Below are 13,917 nucleotides of genomic sequence, written 5' to 3' on the forward strand. Positions count from 1 at the left end.
TCTATAGACGAATATAGCTCAAGTTGACTACTTGCACAGCGCACAAAAAAAGGGTGCCGTTCATCCGGCACCCTTCATCTCACCCACACACATCAATCACGCTTCTATCCGTTCCACCTTGCCGACCAGCAGGATGTACGACAGCGCGCCCAGCAGTGCCAGCGATGACACGTACACGATGGCGGGGGCGAAGTTGTCCTTCGATACCAGGAAGCCGATCACGATGGGGGTGCAGATGGACGACAGGTTGCCCACGAAATTGAACACGCCGCCCGTCAGGCCCAAGAGCCGCACCGGCGCCAAGGTGGACACCAGCGACCACGTAATCGACGCCAGGCCGTTGCCGAAGAAGGCCAGGGCCAAAAAGAAGATGACCCAGGGGGTGGAGTCGGTGAAGTTGGCGCCGATCATCGATGTGGAAATCAGCAGGCCCAGGATGATGGGCAGCTTGCGCGCCAGGCCCACGGTGGCGCCGCGCCGAACCAGGAAGTCGGACAGCACGCCCGAGCACAGCACGCCGACGAACGCGGCCAGGAAGGGCACCGACGCCAGGAAGCCCGACTTGATGAAGTCCATGCCCCGGTACTTCACCAGATAGGTCGGGAACCACGTCAGGAAGAACCACAGCGTGGACGTCAGGCAGAACTGGCCCAGGTACACGCCCCACAGCTTGCGCTTGGACATGACCAGGCCCAGGTCATTCCAGTTGAACGGCGCCTTCTTGGCGCGCGCGTTGCGGTCCAGGTCGACCACGCCGCCGCCTTGCTGGATCAGTTCGATCTCGGCGGCGTTGGCGCCCTTGAACTGGCGTGGCTCGCGATAGATCAGGTACCACAGCACGCCCCAGACGATGCCCAGCAAGCCGGTGCTGACAAACACCATGTGCCAGCCGTAGTGGTGTTGCAACCAGGCCAGCACGGGCGTCAGGAAGGCCAGGCCCACGAACTGGCCCGACGTGTAGAAGCCGATGGCCGTGGCGCGTTCTTTTTCAGGAAACCAGGTGGTGACGACACGGTTGTTGATGGGGTAGGCGGGCGCTTCCAACGCGCCCACCGCCAGCCGCAACACGAACAGGATGATGAAGCTGCTGGCAAAGCCCATGAAGAAGGTCGCGGCCGACCACAGGATCAGCGCGGCGGCGTACAGCACGCGGGGTGATACGCGGTCCACCAGCCAGCCGCCGGGGATCTGCATGGCGGCGTAGGTCCAGCCGAAGGCGGACAGGATCAGTCCTTCATGCCAGGTGTCCAGCCCGAACTCGTCCTTGAGCGCGGGCGCGGCGATGGACAGGTTGCTGCGGTCCAGGTAGTTGATGACGACGGTGATAAACAACATCACCATGATGATGTACCGGCTGCGCGTGGGGCGCTGGGTATGTTGCAAGCCGGCGTGGGTGGCGGTCGACACGGATTGTCTCCTCGTGCGCCCATCTCGGGGCGGGGGCCATCGGCTAGATTGCCGGTGGGCTATCGATATAAAGAAGAAAAAGCGGCGCTCGTGACAGAAGCATGAGACGCCGCATGGCGGTCAGTCAGCGTGATCGGGCTGGCCTTACCACTCGGCGAAGCTGCCGTCGGCGTGGCGCCAGATCGGGTTGCGCCAGCGGTGGCCCACGGCGGCGCGTTCCTTCACGTATTCCTCATTCACTTCAATGCCCAGGCCCGGGCCTTGCGGAATGGCGACCATGCCGTCTTCGTACTTGAAGACTTCGCGGTTGCTGACGTAGTCCAGCAGGTCGTTGGCGGCGTTGTAGTGAATGCCCAGGCTTTGTTCCTGGATGAAGGCGTTGTAGCAACCGGCATCGATCTGCAAGCAGGTGGCCAGCGCGATGGGACCCAGCGGGCAATGCAGCGCCAGCGCCACGTCATACGCTTCGGCCATCGCGGCGATCTTGCGGGTTTCGGTGATGCCGCCCGCGTGGGACGGGTCGGGCTGGATGATGTCCACATAGCCTTCGGACAGCACGCGCTTGAAGTCCCAGCGCGAGAACAGGCGCTCGCCCAGGGCGATGGGGGTGGACGTCAGCGGCGCCAGTTCCTTCAGCGCTTCGTAGTGTTCGCTAAGCACCGGCTCTTCGATGAACATCAGCTTGAACGGGTCCAGCTCTTTCATCAGGACCTTGGCCATGGGCTTGTGCACGCGGCCGTGGAAGTCCACGCCGATGCCCACGTTGGGGCCGACGGCCTGGCGCACGGCGGCCACGTTCTCCAGGCACTTATCCACCTTGTCGAACGAATCGATGTATTGCAGTTCTTCCGTGCCGTTCATCTTCACGGCGGTAAAACCACGGTCCACGGCGCTCTTGGCGGCGGCGGCGGTATCGGCCGGGCGGTCGCCGCCAATCCACGAATACACCCGGATGCGATCGCGCACGTTGCCGCCCAACAATTGCGACACCGGCACGCCCAGGTGCTTGCCCTTGATGTCCCACAGCGCCTGGTCGATACCGGCCAGCGCGCTCATGTGGATGGCGCCGCCGCGATAGAAGCCGCCCCGGTACAGGACCGTCCAGTGGTCTTCGATGTTGCGCGGGTCTTTGCCGATCAGGTAGTCGGACAGTTCTTCAACGGCGGCGGCCACGGAATGCGCGCGGCCTTCCACGACGGGCTCGCCCCAGCCGACGATGCCTTCGTCCGTTTCGATTTTCAGGAAGCACCACCGGGGCGGCACGATGTAGGTGGTGAGCTTGGTGATCTTCATGCTTGGGTCTCCTGGGCGGAATAGGCGCGTTGCCAGGCGGCGACAAATGCGCGCGCGTTCTGGCCGACATCGGTGGCCGTCAGGCCGGGTTTGTACAAGGCGGAGCCCAGGCCGAAGCCGCTGGCGCCCGCCTGGGCAAAAACGGAAAGGTTGTCGGGCGTGATGCCGCCTACCGGCACCAGCGCGATCGGCGGGCGCATCACTGCGCGCCAGGCCTTCAGCACGGCCGGGCCTAGCTGTTCGGCGGGAAACATCTTCAGCACGTCGGCGCCGGCGGCCAGCGCGGCAAAGGCCTCGGTGGGCGTGGCAACGCCGGGGCAGGACGCCATGCCCAGTTTTTTCGCGGCGCGGATGACGGCGGCGTCGCTGTGCGGCATCACGATCAATTCGCCGCCCGCATCCTGCACGCGCGCGCAGTCGTCGGGATTGAGCACGGTGCCCGCGCCGATCAGGCAGTCGGTGGGCAGGGCGGCACGCATGGCGCGGATGCTGGCCAGCGGGTCTGGCGAATTCAGCGGCACTTCGATCAGGCGAAAGCCCGCCGCGTAAAGGGCATTGCCGATGTCTTCCGCTTCGTGCGGCTGGATGCCGCGCAGGATGGCGATCAGCCCGCAATGGGCCATGGCGGTTTGCAGTCCGGTGTGGGTCATGTGAGGTTCCTAGACGGGTGCCGAAGTGGGGGTGTCGGTGTCGACCGGTTCTGCCTTGACCGGTCCGGCTTTGATCTGCCCGGTCTTGACCAGCCCGGCGCAGACGGCCAGGTGCCATAAGCCGCGTTCGGTGGCGTTCTGAGCTTGCTCGGGCGTGCCCAGGCCGTAGTGCTGCATGGCCAGGATGTAGCGTTGGCACAGTGCGGGGTCGCCGCACAGCACGATGCGGGGCAGTTCGCCTTGCTCGCGCAGCATCTGGGCCAGCGCGGCAATTTCGTGGCCGATCAGCAGGCCTGACAGATAGTCGGCTTGCGAGGTCGAAGGCAGCTCACCGGTCAGGCCCAGCGCGCGCGTGCTGAAGATGGTGGACAACACGCCGGCGCGTCCGGCCGGCACACCGGCCACTTTCACGCCGCGCATGAAGGCGCCGTTGTCGGCGGCGAGGTCGGCCTGCTTGTTTGCCTGCTTTTCGGCTTGCTGGTCGGGTTGCTTGTCGGCGGCGGGCGCATCGCTCATCGTGCGGCCCAGGATGGTGTGGCCGCGCAGCGCGGCGTAGACCTCGCCGGTCATGAAGGTGTCGAAGTGCGTGACGCGGCCCTGGCGGGAGCTGACCCACTTGGAATGCGTGCCGGGCAGGCCGATCAGTACGGTGTCGGCGGGGGGGGCGATTGGATCTGGTTCTGACGTTGGGCCTGATGCGGGATCTGGCTTTGCATCCGGCTTTGCATCTAGCACTGCATTTCGCCTTGAATCTAGCCTTGCATCCGGCTTTGCCTCTGGCGCTGCGCCCGGCTGCGCGGCCACGTCGCCCACCTGGTCGAACAGCACGCCGAACACCTGTGTCTCTTCGCCGCGCATCACGTTGGGCAGGCCATGGCGCTGGATCAAGCCGGGCACGATGTGTACCGGCGTGGCGTCGGGGCCGGCGCCTGTGCGTTGGACCACGGTCAGCAAGGTGCCGATGCGTTCCAGGTCGACGGGCACGTCCAGGTACGCCGCTTCCTGCCAGCCCTGGGCGCTGCCGACCATGCCGCAGGCGATGACGGGCAGCGTCGGCTCGGCGCGTAGCCAGTCGCCGCAAGCTTGTTCAAACGCCAGGTCGAAACCGGACAGGGCGGTGCTGGCCGCGCCGTCCTGCAAGGGCTGCGGCAGGCGCATGATGCCCCAGGGCAGATGCCGGGTGTCCAGCGTGCGGCCCGTGTCGTCCAGCCGGTACGCGCGTAGTGAAGAGGTGCCCCAATCCAGCGCGATAAGCGCCGCGCGGGCGGGTGTTGCGGGTGTCATCTGATGTGTCTCATCGTTGGCCGCCTTGCCCGAAGTCGCTTGCCGGTGGCGCCGAGGTGGCGCGGGCAAGGCGTGCGATACGGGGCGCTGCGACCTTGTTGTCTTGATGCGCGCCGGGCCTTCATAACAGCCTGCGCGCGTTGGGAAAAAATTCTAGATCAGAGCTTGAAAAATCTCAAAATGTAGAATTAAATCCCATATATAGGGAATATGACCTGACGCGATCGGGCAGCCGCCGGGGTAGAAATCCTGCCGCAACTCGGCCGCAACCCCATCGCGACCCCGCCGCGATCCCGCCACTCCCACTACAACCCCTAACAGCCCCACCGCAACCCACCGCCTCCGCGCCCTGCGCCATCCCGGGTATGCTTGCCCCCGTTCTCGCTGTGTATTCACGTTTCATGACCACCACCCCGACTGCAGATTCCACCCCCACGCTGGACCCCGACGCCGTCGCGCCTGCCGGTACGCAAACCTTGATGCGCGGCCTGGCCGTGGTGCAGGCGGTTGCGTCCGGTGCGCGAGACCTGAAAGACATCTGCGCCCGCATCGGCGTGGCGCGCAGCACAACGCACCGGCTGGCCAGTTGCCTGGTGCAGGAACGCTATCTGCGGGCCTTGCCCGGGGTGGGATATGTGCTGGGGCCCAAGCTGATCGAGCTGGGTTTCCAGGCACGCGAAGCGTTTCCCATGGCGACCCTGGCGCGCCCCTATCTGGCTGCGCTGGCCGCACAAACGGGCGACACCATCCATCTGGCCGTGCGTGACAACGACGACGTGCTGTACCTGGAAAAGATCTCGGGCAAGAAAGGGCTAGAGATGCGGTCGCGCGTGGGGCATCGCATGCCGCTTGCCGCCACGGGCGTGGGCAAGGCGCTGCTGCTGGATACCGAAGAACCGCAATGGAAGGCGCTGCATCGCATCGGCGCGCCGGTGTCGTCGCGCGCGCCGGGCGGCCAGCAGACCTGGGAAGCGTTCCGCGACCGCATGCGCGAATACGCGGCGCAAGGCTACGCGTTTGACCTGGAAGACAACGAGCCGTCGATCCGCTGCGTGGCAGCGCCCGTGCGCGACGCTTCAAGCGGCATCGTGGCGGCGATCAGCGTGTCCAGCACGGTGCCGTACATGTCCCTGGAGCGCATGCGCGACATGATCCCTGTGGTGCAGGACGCGGCGGCGGGCATCTCGGCGGAAATGGGCTGGAAGGTCGACCGCGGCTGAGCCAGCGCAGTGCGTAGGATGGGTGTAGCGCGCAAGGTCGCGCGCAAGAACGCAAACGCGGATCGCGCGAAACCCATCAAACAATGGCTGATCCTAAGCGGAACCCGCCACAACGCCTGGTGCTAAGCGGAACCCGCCACAGCGCATGGTCCTAAGCGGAACCCGTCACAACGCCTGATCCCAAGCGGAACCCGCCACAGCGCCTCTGCCGCTTGATGGGTTTCGCGCGATCCGCAGCGGTGTTCTTCACACCGATCTTTCGCGCTACACCCATCCTACGTTTCTCTATTCCTGCGCACGCCCCGTGGCGCGGAGCGCACGATCATTCGGGCGCGCTATTCCAGCGGAAGCGTCAGCACGCCTTGCGGGGCGGGGCGCATCATCACGCGGCGGTACCAGGCGGATAGTGCCGGGGTGTCGGGGCGTTCAATGGGCAGGGCCAGCCAGCGGTGCGCCGCGCAGACGAGAGCGATGTCGCCCATGGTCAGATGGCGGCCGGCGATGAATTCGCGGCCTTGCAGGGCTTGGTCCAGGATCAGGGCGCGTGCGTTGGAACGCTTGACCGAGGTCTCGATGGCGGCGTGGTCGCGCTTGTCTTCGGGCGTGCGGATCAGGCCCAGGAAGGCCGGGCCCATCGCGCCTTGCCATTCGGTGGCCTGCCAGTCCATCCAGCGGTCGGCGTCGGCGCGCAGGCAGGCGTCTTCGGGCCAGAGCGTGCCCACGCCGTAGCGCGAGGCCAGGTAGCGCACGATGGCGTTCGATTCCCACAGCACGAAGCCGCCATCGTCGATGACCGGCACGGTGCGGTTGGGATTGAGCTTGGCGAATTCCGGCGTGTCGTTCACGCCGAACGGCCCGCCTGCCTGCACGAAGGTGTGCGGCAGCGCCAGTTCGCGCACGGCCAGCATCACTTTCTGCACGTTGACGGACGTCAGGCGTCCCCAGATCTTCAACATAACCAGTCCTTGAGTAGTGTCAGACGGGCGGCAACTGCCGCCGCGCAAAGCCGCTGTCGCGCGAAAAGCGCGTCCAGTTGAAAGCCGGCCCGGGGTCGGTCTTGCGTCCCGGGGCAATGTGTTCGTGGCCCCAGGCCGCGGCCAAGGGGTAGCGCGCGCGCAGCATCGGCGTCAGCTTGCGCAGCGCCAGGTATTGCTCGTCGGCGTAGGGCAGGGTGTCCGTGCCTTCCAGTTCGATGCCAATGGAAAAGTCGTTGCAGCGTTCGCGCGTGCCAAAGCGCGACACCCCGGCGTGCCAGGCGCGTTGGTCGGTGGACACGAACTGAATGATGCGCCCATCGCGGCGAATAAAGAAGTGGGCCGATACGCGCAAGCCGCGCAGGCGTTCCAGCCATGGGTGCGAAGCGTAGTCAAGTGTGTTCAGGAACAGCCCGGCCACTTCGGGGCCGCCAAACTTTCCGGGGGGCAGGCTGATGTTGTGCAGCACCAGCAGCGAGACCTGCGCGCCGTTGGGACGCGCGTCGTGGTTGGGCGAGGGCAGCAGGGTTACACCCGGGGCCGGCGCCAGCCAGCCATGTCGATCCAGAAGCAGAGCCATAAGAGAGAGCATGCGTGGTGAATCCAACGGGCATTATGCCGTGGTCGTCGCCGCCTCCCAAATCCGCGCCTTTGCATGGGGCCGCGCGTAAAACGCAGCCGGTGGCGACATCGCTGCCGCCTGCGCGCCGCTTATTTCCTGGCCGGGCCGAGCTTGGAATGCTCGGTGCTGCACCAGGTGTGGCCGTTCAGCAGCACGGCTTCGGACCGGGGCAGGTGGATGCCGCAGTGCGCGCATCGCACCATGGATTCCGGCGCGTGCTTGGCCGGGGCCGGCTGGCTGCGGCCCTTGGGCTGCTCGCCCGCCTGGCGCGCCGCCGCCATGCGGGCGGCGATGCGGGCCACGAACAGCACCGCGATGATCAAAACGATCCAGAACAACAACTTGCCCACGTCAGCCTCGATGCAGAATCATTTCCAGCACGAACCGGCTGCCGGTGTACGCCAGAATCAAAAAACCAAAACCCGTCAACGTCCAGCGCAGCGCAACGCGCCCGCGCCAGCCCCACACGTGGCGGCCAGCGAGCAGCACGCCGAACGTCAGCCAGGACAACAGGGTGAAGACGGTCTTGTGGTCAAACGGCAAGATTTTGCCCGTCAGCTTCATGGACGCGACCGACCCCGAGCCCACCGCCAGGGTCAGCACGATGAAACCGATCCAGATAATACGGAACAGCAGTTGTTCCTGCACCAGCAATGGCGGCTGGGAGTCCAGCACACGGCCGATGATGCTGCGTTCGGCGGGGGCGTCCAGCGGGCGGTGCAGATGGCGGTCAAGCAGGGCCATCATCATGGCGTGCAGGGCGGCGATGGTGATCAGGCCATAGGCGGCCAGGGCGATCAGCAGGTGCACGCGCAGCCAGGCGTTGTCGGCGTGGGGCACGAACTGCCCCTGGGGAAACACGGCGGCCAGGGCGCTGGCGATGGCGGCGGCGGGCAGCAGCAGCAATTGCAGGCCGTCGATACGTACCAGCAGGCTTTCCAGCCAGAACACCACCATGCCCAGCCAGATGGCCGCGGACAGGGCCAGTGCCCACCCAATGAACAGATGCTGGGCGCCCAGCATGGATTGTTGCAGCCCGATTCCATGCAGGACCAAGGCCCCCAGCAGGCACAGACGGCCGATTTTGCCCGTCCGTTCCACTTCCCCGGCGCCGGCCAGGCGGGCCCAGAGAGACCCCCCTAGCACTGCGTACGCCAAGGCAGCCGCTGTGTGAAATACAATGCCTAGTGACATAAAAACCGTTGTCTGGATGGGGCCTTGGGGTGCGTGCCACCCGAAAGCGCAGAATCCGCGCCTGCGGCCACCGTTCAATCAACTAGTTTAAGCGGAAACGCCTCTCATGCTCGATAACCTAACTCAACGCCTTTCGCGTGTCGTCAAGACGCTGCGCGGTGAAGCCCGCCTGACCGAGGCCAACACCCAGGAGATGCTGCGCGAAGTGCGCATGGCGCTGCTGGAAGCCGACGTGGCGCTGCCCGTCGTGCGTGAATTTGTCGCCCGCGTGAAGGAAAAAGCGCTGGGTGAAGAAGTGGCCGCCAGCCTCAGCCCGGGCCAAGCCCTGGTCGGCGTCGTCCACAAGGAACTCACCGCCCTGATGGGCGGCGACCTGGGCGCCGATTCCAACGAACTGTCGCTGGCCGTGCAGCCGCCCGCCGTCATCCTGATGGCCGGCCTGCAAGGCGCGGGTAAAACCACCACCACCGGCAAGCTGGCCCGCTGGCTGTCCGAAGGGCAGCACACGCAGCACGGCCGCAAGACCGGCAAGAAGAAAGTGCTGGTGGTGTCCGCCGACGTCTATCGTCCCGCCGCTATCGACCAGCTGAAAAGCGTGGCCGCGCAGGTCGGCGTGGACTTCCTGCCGTCTGACCCCAGCCAGAAACCCGAAGACATCGCGCGTGGCGCGGTGGACCATGCGCGCCGTCATCACTACGACGTGCTGATCCTGGACACGGCCGGCCGCCTGGGCATCGACGAAGCCATGATGCGCGAAATCCGCGCGCTGCATGACCTGGTCAAGCCGGTGGAAACGCTGTTCGTGGTGGACGCCATGCAGGGCCAGGACGCGGTCAACACCGCGCGCGCCTTCGCGGACGCGCTGCCCCTGACGGGTGTGGTGCTGACCAAGCTGGACGGCGACGCCCGTGGCGGCGCGGCCCTGTCTGTGCGCCACGTTACCGGCAAGCCGCTGAAGTTTGTCGGCGTGTCCGAAAAGCTGGACGGGCTGGAACCGTTCTACCCCGACCGCATGGCGCAACGGGTGCTGGGCATGGGCGACATCGTGTCGCTGGTCGAGCAGGCGCAGAAGAACATCGACATCGCCGATGCGCAAAAGCTGGCGGCCAAGATCAAGTCGGGCAACAAGTTCGACCTGAACGATTTCCGCGAACAGCTAGGCCAGGTGAAAAAGCTGGGCGACATGGGTTCGCTGCTTGAAAAGCTGCCGGCCCAGTTCCAGCAGGCCGCAGGCCAGTTGCAAGGCGGCCAGGCCGAAAAGCAATTGCGCCGCACGGAAGGCATCCTGAATTCCATGACGGCCGCCGAACGCGCCAAGCCCGAGCTGATCAAGGCGTCGCGCAAGCGCCGCATCGCGACAGGTTCCGGCGTGCCGGTCCAGGAGGTCAACCGCCTGCTGGCTCAGTTCGAGCAGATGCAGGGGATGATGAAGCAGATGAAGAAGGGCGGCATGGCAAAGATGATGCGCGCCATGGGCGGCATGAAGGGGCTAGGCCGTTTTGGAATGAAGTAGGGCCCCCACGGTGCGCGCACTATGTGCGCTTCCTGCCCCCCAAGGGGGCTTTTTTCCCCTTGGGGCGGCCCGGCGGGAAAAAGGGCCCCCACGGCGCGCGCACTGCGTGCGCTTCCTGCCCCCCGAGGCGGCTTTTTTCCCTTGGGGCGGCCCGGCGGGAAAAATCCGCTAAAAAAATGGCCAGACATTGCGTCTGGCCAAGCAATCGCGGCAGGCAGGGGGCGCCGTGCCGCGACACAATCCGGAAAACGCATGGGTGTTCTCCGGCTTGTCGAGTTCAATGACCGCTTACGCCGCCGGCGGAATGCGCAGCACCTGGCCCGGGTAGATCTTGTCCGGGCTTGTCAGCATCGGCTTGTTGGCTTCGAAGATCAGCGTGTTCTTCGCGCCCTGGCCCTTGCCGTACTGCGCTTCGGCAATCTTCCACAGGTTGTCGCCCTTTTGCACCGTGTACATCTTGGCTTCGGGCGTCGCCTGCTTCACCTTCAATTGGTTGTCCACCGCCGCCACGCCCACGGTGTTGCCTAGCGCCAGCGAAATCTTCTCGGCGTCTTCCGTGCTGAGCGCCTCGCCAGCCACCGTGACCTTGTCGCCATCCACCGAGATTTGCAGGCCATCCGCGTTCAGGCCGTGCTTATCCAACTCTTTCTTCAACTCGTCCGCTGTAGCGGCCTTGGCCTCGCTGGCGCCGAAGAGCTTTTCGCCTACATCCTTGATGAAATTGAGCAGACCCATAGTGTTTCCTTTATCTATGTTGCGGTGAGAAAACGAAGTGCGATCAGGGCGCGCGGCCCACGAACATCTTGCGTACGATGCCGGCAATCAAGGTCAGCACGGCACCACCCACGCCGCCGCCCACCACACTACCCGCTATCGCTGAAAGGTCCATCCCCGTGTTGGCCGCCGTGGCGGCGCCCGCCCCGGCGCTGATCATGGGCGCCAGCCACGAGCCACCCGCCAAGCCGCCGATGGCGCCCGCGATGGTGTTGCCCAGCGGGCCCAAATTGAACTGCTGGAGCATTTTTCCCAGTCCATTCCCGCTCGCTGCGCCAGCAACGAGCTGGATGAGAAGATTGATGATGACCGCGGTGTTCATGATGCCTCCTTGCCCCGATGGGGCGATGTGCAACGCTAGAACAACAACACGACAACCTACAACGCCAGCAGCAACGATTATTACTCGCGTATTCGCCGCGAGACGAGGGGGTATCGTGTAACAGGTTGCTAGCTGCTTGGCAGACTACGCAACAATGCTCGTCACTTCGCAGGGCGTGTCGGACGGCAAACGCAAACCGCATCGGGCGCGGGATGTCATGCGTAGCGACGTGGTGCGCAATGCCATGAAAAAGGCCGCTGAACTGACAGCGGCCTTTGCGGTTGCGGCGCCGGTTCGCGCCGCGAGGGATGTGGATAACGGCGATCAGCCGCCGCCCACCGCCACCACGATTTCGATCTGGTCGCCGTCGGTGAGCGTGGTCTGTTCGTGCTGGCTCTTGGGCACGATCTCGCCATTGCGTTCCACCGCTACGCGCTTGCCGGCATAGCCCAGCGTTTGCAGCAGTTCAATCACGGTGGTGTCCAAGGGAAATTCGCGCGCGTCGCCATTCAGGGTGATGTGCATGTCAGGTGTCCTCACTGTTTTGCGTAAGCGTCGGTGGCGGCGAGCAGGCGCGCCAGCGTGCCGGGTTCATCAAAGGCATGGCCGGCGTCGGGCACCAGATGAAAATCCGCTTCCGGCCAGGCGCGATGCAGGTCCCAGGCCGTGCGGGCCGGCGTGCAGACGTCGTAGCGGCCTTGCACGATGGTGCCGGGGATGCCGCGCAGCTTGTGCGCATCGCGAATCAACTGGCCTTCTTCCATGAAGCCCGCGTTCACGAAGTAGTGGTTCTCGATGCGCGCAAACGCCAGCGCGGCGCGGTCGGCGGCGTGGCTTTGCTGGTGGCGCGGGCTGGGCAGCAGCGTGATGGTGCTGTCTTCCCACTTGCTCCAGGCCTTGGCCGCGCGCAGTTGTTCGGCCGGGTCATCGCCCGTCAGCCGCTTGTGATACGCCGCCACCAGGTCACCGCGTTCAGCTTCCGGAATGGGCGCCAGGTATTCTTCCCAACGATCCGGAAACAGCCACGACGCGCCTTCCTGGTAGAACCATTGGATTTCCGCGCGGCGCAGGCCGAAGATGCCGCGCAGCACCAGTTCGCTGGTATGCGACGGGTGCGTTTCCGCATAGGCTAGCGCCAGGGTCGAGCCCCACGAGCCGCCGAACACCAGCCACTTTTCCGCGCCCATGATCTCGGTGCGCAGGCGCTCGATGTCGGACACCAGATGCCAGGTCGTGTTGTTGTCCAGGCTGGCGTGCGGCTTGGATCGGCCGCAACCGCGCTGATCGAACAGCAGTACGTTGTAGCGCTGCGGATCGAACAACTGGCGATGCACGGGCGAACAGCCGCTGCCCGGTCCGCCATGCAGGAACACGGCGGGCTTGCCGTTCGGATTGCCCGACATTTCCCAGTAGATCTGGTGGCCGTCTCCGGTATCCAGCATGCCGTGGCGGTAGGGTTCGATCGGCGGATAGAGCATTAGGCGACTCGCTTGAAGATCAGGTCCCAGACGCCGTGGCCCAGGCGCAGGCCGCGTGTCTCGAATTTGGTCAGGGGGCGGTAATCGGGGCGGGGCGCGTAGCCGTCCACCGTGTTGGCCAGCAGCGGTTCGCCGCTAAGTACTTCCAGCATTTGCACCGCGTAGTCTTCCCAGTCGGTGGCGCAATGGATATAGCCACCCGGCGCGATGCGACTGGCCAGCAGCGACACGAACGCCGGTTGCAGCAGGCGGCGCTTGTGGTGGCGCTTCTTGGGCCACGGATCCGGAAAGTACACGTGCACGCCGGCCAGCGAGTCCGGCGCGATCATGTCGCGCACGACTTCCACGGCGTCGTGCTGGATGATGCGCAGGTTCGTGATCTTGGAATCTTCAATGCGGCGCAGCAGCGAGCCGACGCCGGCATTGAACACTTCCACGCCCAGGAAGTTGTCTTCGGGGCGCGCCAGCGCGATCTTCTCGGTGGTTTCGCCCATGCCGAAGCCAATCTCCAGCACCGTCGGCGCTTGACGGCCAAACGCGGCGGCGGGATCCAGGCGGCGGGGCGCGTACGGAATGGACCATTCGCCCATCAGACGTTCCAACGCAGCCAACTGGCCCTGGGTGATATGGCCACGGCGATGCACGAAGCTGCGAATGTGCGTGGCGCCCGGGCTGTTCGGCGCGTGGGCCGTGCTGGCCAACGCCGCCTGGGTTTCGGGGGAAACGGGCGCTGCGGCAGGCGCCGATGCCGACGAGTCGGCGGGGGTGTCGGAGGTGTTCACGGAAGGCGTCGCGGGGGTGTCCGCGGAGGAGTTCGCGGGGTTGTTGGGTTTCATAGCCCCGAATTGTAGTGGCAGGTGCGGCGGGGCGGAGTCGGCCGGACGGACTAAATTGGGGACGCATTTAATTCCGAAGGCCGATACCGTCGAAAACGCACGCAAAAATCACCCCTGGAATCTGAAAATCCCGCGCTATAATCATCGGCTGTGCCCCGGCCCCGCGCTGCGGCACGACACCCGAGCGGGTGTAGTTCAATGGTAGAACGGCAGCTTCCCAAGCTTCATACGAGGGTTCGATTCCCTTCACCCGCTCCACTTCAGTTTCCCAGTACTTCCACAGTGGTCCAGAAACTACTGATTTATAAGGTTTTTACTTAAAAATCAGTCCAGCAAGATCTACTGAGATC

Annotated in this window: 15 protein-coding genes and 1 tRNA gene; 3 read left to right on the forward strand and 13 right to left on the reverse strand. The window is 64.9% G+C overall.

What is annotated here, in order from left to right; translation table 11 throughout:
• Positions 1-96 precede the first annotated feature (96 nt).
• From CVS48_RS09800 to CVS48_RS09815, 4 genes are all read right to left on the reverse strand, one after another.
• Positions 97-1,407 (reverse strand): MFS transporter, encoded by a 1,311-nt coding sequence (locus CVS48_RS09800; RefSeq protein ID WP_100854279.1) that lies wholly within the window; start codon positions 1,405-1,407, stop codon positions 97-99.
• Between the two features lie 144 nt (positions 1,408-1,551).
• On the reverse strand, positions 1,552-2,700 hold the full coding sequence (dgoD, locus tag CVS48_RS09805) for a galactonate dehydratase (RefSeq protein WP_050445685.1): 1,149 nt from the start codon (positions 2,698-2,700) through the stop codon (positions 1,552-1,554).
• The gene (locus CVS48_RS09810) at positions 2,697-3,350 is read right to left on the reverse strand and encodes a 2-dehydro-3-deoxy-6-phosphogalactonate aldolase (RefSeq protein WP_100854280.1); all 654 of its coding nucleotides are present in this window, start codon (positions 3,348-3,350) and stop codon (positions 2,697-2,699) included. Before CVS48_RS09810 ends, dgoD begins: the two co-directional genes overlap by 4 nt.
• A 9-nt stretch (positions 3,351-3,359) precedes the next feature.
• Positions 3,360-4,634, reverse strand: a complete 1,275-nt coding sequence (locus CVS48_RS09815) for a 2-dehydro-3-deoxygalactonokinase (RefSeq protein ID WP_242001330.1) — start codon at positions 4,632-4,634, stop codon at positions 3,360-3,362.
• A gap of 401 nt (positions 4,635-5,035) precedes the next feature.
• On the opposite strand from CVS48_RS09815, the gene CVS48_RS09820 reads away from it, so the two are divergent.
• A complete protein-coding gene (locus CVS48_RS09820; protein WP_100854281.1) occupies positions 5,036-5,854 on the forward strand; it encodes an IclR family transcriptional regulator in 819 nt (272 codons plus the stop codon).
• A 335-nt stretch (positions 5,855-6,189) separates the two neighbouring features.
• On the opposite strand, the gene CVS48_RS09825 is transcribed toward CVS48_RS09820, so the two are convergent.
• The 4 genes from CVS48_RS09825 to CVS48_RS09840 form a co-directional block, all read right to left on the reverse strand.
• Positions 6,190-6,810, reverse strand: a complete 621-nt coding sequence (locus CVS48_RS09825) for a glutathione S-transferase family protein (RefSeq protein WP_100854282.1) — start codon at positions 6,808-6,810, stop codon at positions 6,190-6,192.
• A gap of 19 nt (positions 6,811-6,829) precedes the next feature.
• Complete coding sequence (ampD, locus tag CVS48_RS09830) at positions 6,830-7,408, reverse strand: 1,6-anhydro-N-acetylmuramyl-L-alanine amidase AmpD (RefSeq protein WP_100854283.1); 579 nt, start codon at positions 7,406-7,408, stop codon at positions 6,830-6,832.
• 131 nt (positions 7,409-7,539) lie between these two features.
• Entirely contained in the window at positions 7,540-7,800 is a 261-nt protein-coding gene (locus tag CVS48_RS09835; RefSeq protein ID WP_100854284.1) for a PP0621 family protein, read from the reverse strand.
• A gap of 1 nt (position 7,801) precedes the next feature.
• Positions 7,802-8,644 (reverse strand): cytochrome C assembly family protein, encoded by an 843-nt coding sequence (locus tag CVS48_RS09840; protein WP_167400967.1) that lies wholly within the window; start codon positions 8,642-8,644, stop codon positions 7,802-7,804.
• 106 nt (positions 8,645-8,750) lie between these two features.
• Here CVS48_RS09840 and ffh point away from each other — a divergent pair, with 106 nt between their 5' ends.
• The gene (ffh, locus tag CVS48_RS09845; RefSeq protein WP_050445692.1) at positions 8,751-10,157 is read left to right on the forward strand and encodes a signal recognition particle protein; all 1,407 of its coding nucleotides are present in this window, start codon (positions 8,751-8,753) and stop codon (positions 10,155-10,157) included.
• 288 nt (positions 10,158-10,445) lie between these two features.
• Here the strand turns inward: ffh and lysM are convergent, their stop codons facing one another.
• From lysM to trmB, 5 genes are all read right to left on the reverse strand, one after another.
• Positions 10,446-10,892: a peptidoglycan-binding protein LysM gene (gene lysM, locus CVS48_RS09850; protein WP_100854286.1), complete on the reverse strand. Its 447-nt coding sequence runs from the start codon at positions 10,890-10,892 to the stop codon at positions 10,446-10,448.
• A gap of 43 nt (positions 10,893-10,935) precedes the next feature.
• Positions 10,936-11,253 carry a hypothetical protein gene (locus tag CVS48_RS09855; protein WP_100854287.1) on the reverse strand — a complete coding sequence of 106 codons (318 nt, stop codon included), beginning with the start codon at positions 11,251-11,253 and terminating at the stop codon, positions 10,936-10,938.
• Positions 11,254-11,577: 324 nt separating this feature from the next.
• On the reverse strand, positions 11,578-11,778 hold the full coding sequence (thiS, locus tag CVS48_RS09860) for a sulfur carrier protein ThiS (RefSeq protein ID WP_006222389.1): 201 nt from the start codon (positions 11,776-11,778) through the stop codon (positions 11,578-11,580).
• Between the two features lie 11 nt (positions 11,779-11,789).
• On the reverse strand, positions 11,790-12,731 hold the full coding sequence (gene pip / locus CVS48_RS09865; protein ID WP_100854288.1) for a prolyl aminopeptidase: 942 nt from the start codon (positions 12,729-12,731) through the stop codon (positions 11,790-11,792).
• A complete protein-coding gene (trmB, locus tag CVS48_RS09870; RefSeq protein WP_242001329.1) occupies positions 12,731-13,567 on the reverse strand; it encodes a tRNA (guanosine(46)-N7)-methyltransferase TrmB in 837 nt (278 codons plus the stop codon). Before trmB ends, pip begins: the two co-directional genes overlap by 1 nt.
• Positions 13,568-13,751: 184 nt before the next feature.
• Between trmB and CVS48_RS09875 the strand changes: the two genes are divergently transcribed.
• Positions 13,752-13,825: transfer RNA gene (locus CVS48_RS09875), tRNA-Gly, on the forward strand.
• The last annotated feature ends 92 nt before the right edge of the window (positions 13,826-13,917 follow it).

Source organism: Achromobacter spanius (genome assembly GCF_002812705.1).
GTDB lineage: Bacteria > Pseudomonadota > Gammaproteobacteria > Burkholderiales > Burkholderiaceae_B > Achromobacter > Achromobacter spanius.

Excerpts from the sequence above, each read along its gene's own strand:
- dgoD (WP_050445685.1), bottom strand. The coding sequence starts at position 2,700 with ATGAAGATCACCAAGCTCACCACCTACATCGTGCCGCCCCGGTGGTGC.
- CVS48_RS09810 (WP_100854280.1), bottom strand. The coding sequence starts at position 3,350 with ATGACCCACACCGGACTGCAAACCGCCATGGCCCATTGCGGGCTGATC.
- CVS48_RS09815 (WP_242001330.1), bottom strand. The coding sequence starts at position 4,634 with ATGACACCCGCAACACCCGCCCGCGCGGCGCTTATCGCGCTGGATTGG.
- CVS48_RS09820 (WP_100854281.1), top strand. The coding sequence starts at position 5,036 with ATGACCACCACCCCGACTGCAGATTCCACCCCCACGCTGGACCCCGAC.
- CVS48_RS09825 (WP_100854282.1), bottom strand. The coding sequence starts at position 6,810 with ATGTTGAAGATCTGGGGACGCCTGACGTCCGTCAACGTGCAGAAAGTG.
- ampD (WP_100854283.1), bottom strand. The coding sequence starts at position 7,408 with ATGGCTCTGCTTCTGGATCGACATGGCTGGCTGGCGCCGGCCCCGGGT.
- CVS48_RS09840 (WP_167400967.1), bottom strand. The coding sequence starts at position 8,644 with ATGTCACTAGGCATTGTATTTCACACAGCGGCTGCCTTGGCGTACGCA.
- ffh (WP_050445692.1), top strand. The coding sequence starts at position 8,751 with ATGCTCGATAACCTAACTCAACGCCTTTCGCGTGTCGTCAAGACGCTG.
- lysM (WP_100854286.1), bottom strand. The coding sequence starts at position 10,892 with ATGGGTCTGCTCAATTTCATCAAGGATGTAGGCGAAAAGCTCTTCGGC.
- CVS48_RS09855 (WP_100854287.1), bottom strand. The coding sequence starts at position 11,253 with ATGAACACCGCGGTCATCATCAATCTTCTCATCCAGCTCGTTGCTGGC.
- thiS (WP_006222389.1), bottom strand. The coding sequence starts at position 11,778 with ATGCACATCACCCTGAATGGCGACGCGCGCGAATTTCCCTTGGACACC.
- pip (WP_100854288.1), bottom strand. The coding sequence starts at position 12,731 with ATGCTCTATCCGCCGATCGAACCCTACCGCCACGGCATGCTGGATACC.
- trmB (WP_242001329.1), bottom strand. The coding sequence starts at position 13,567 with ATGAAACCCAACAACCCCGCGAACTCCTCCGCGGACACCCCCGCGACG.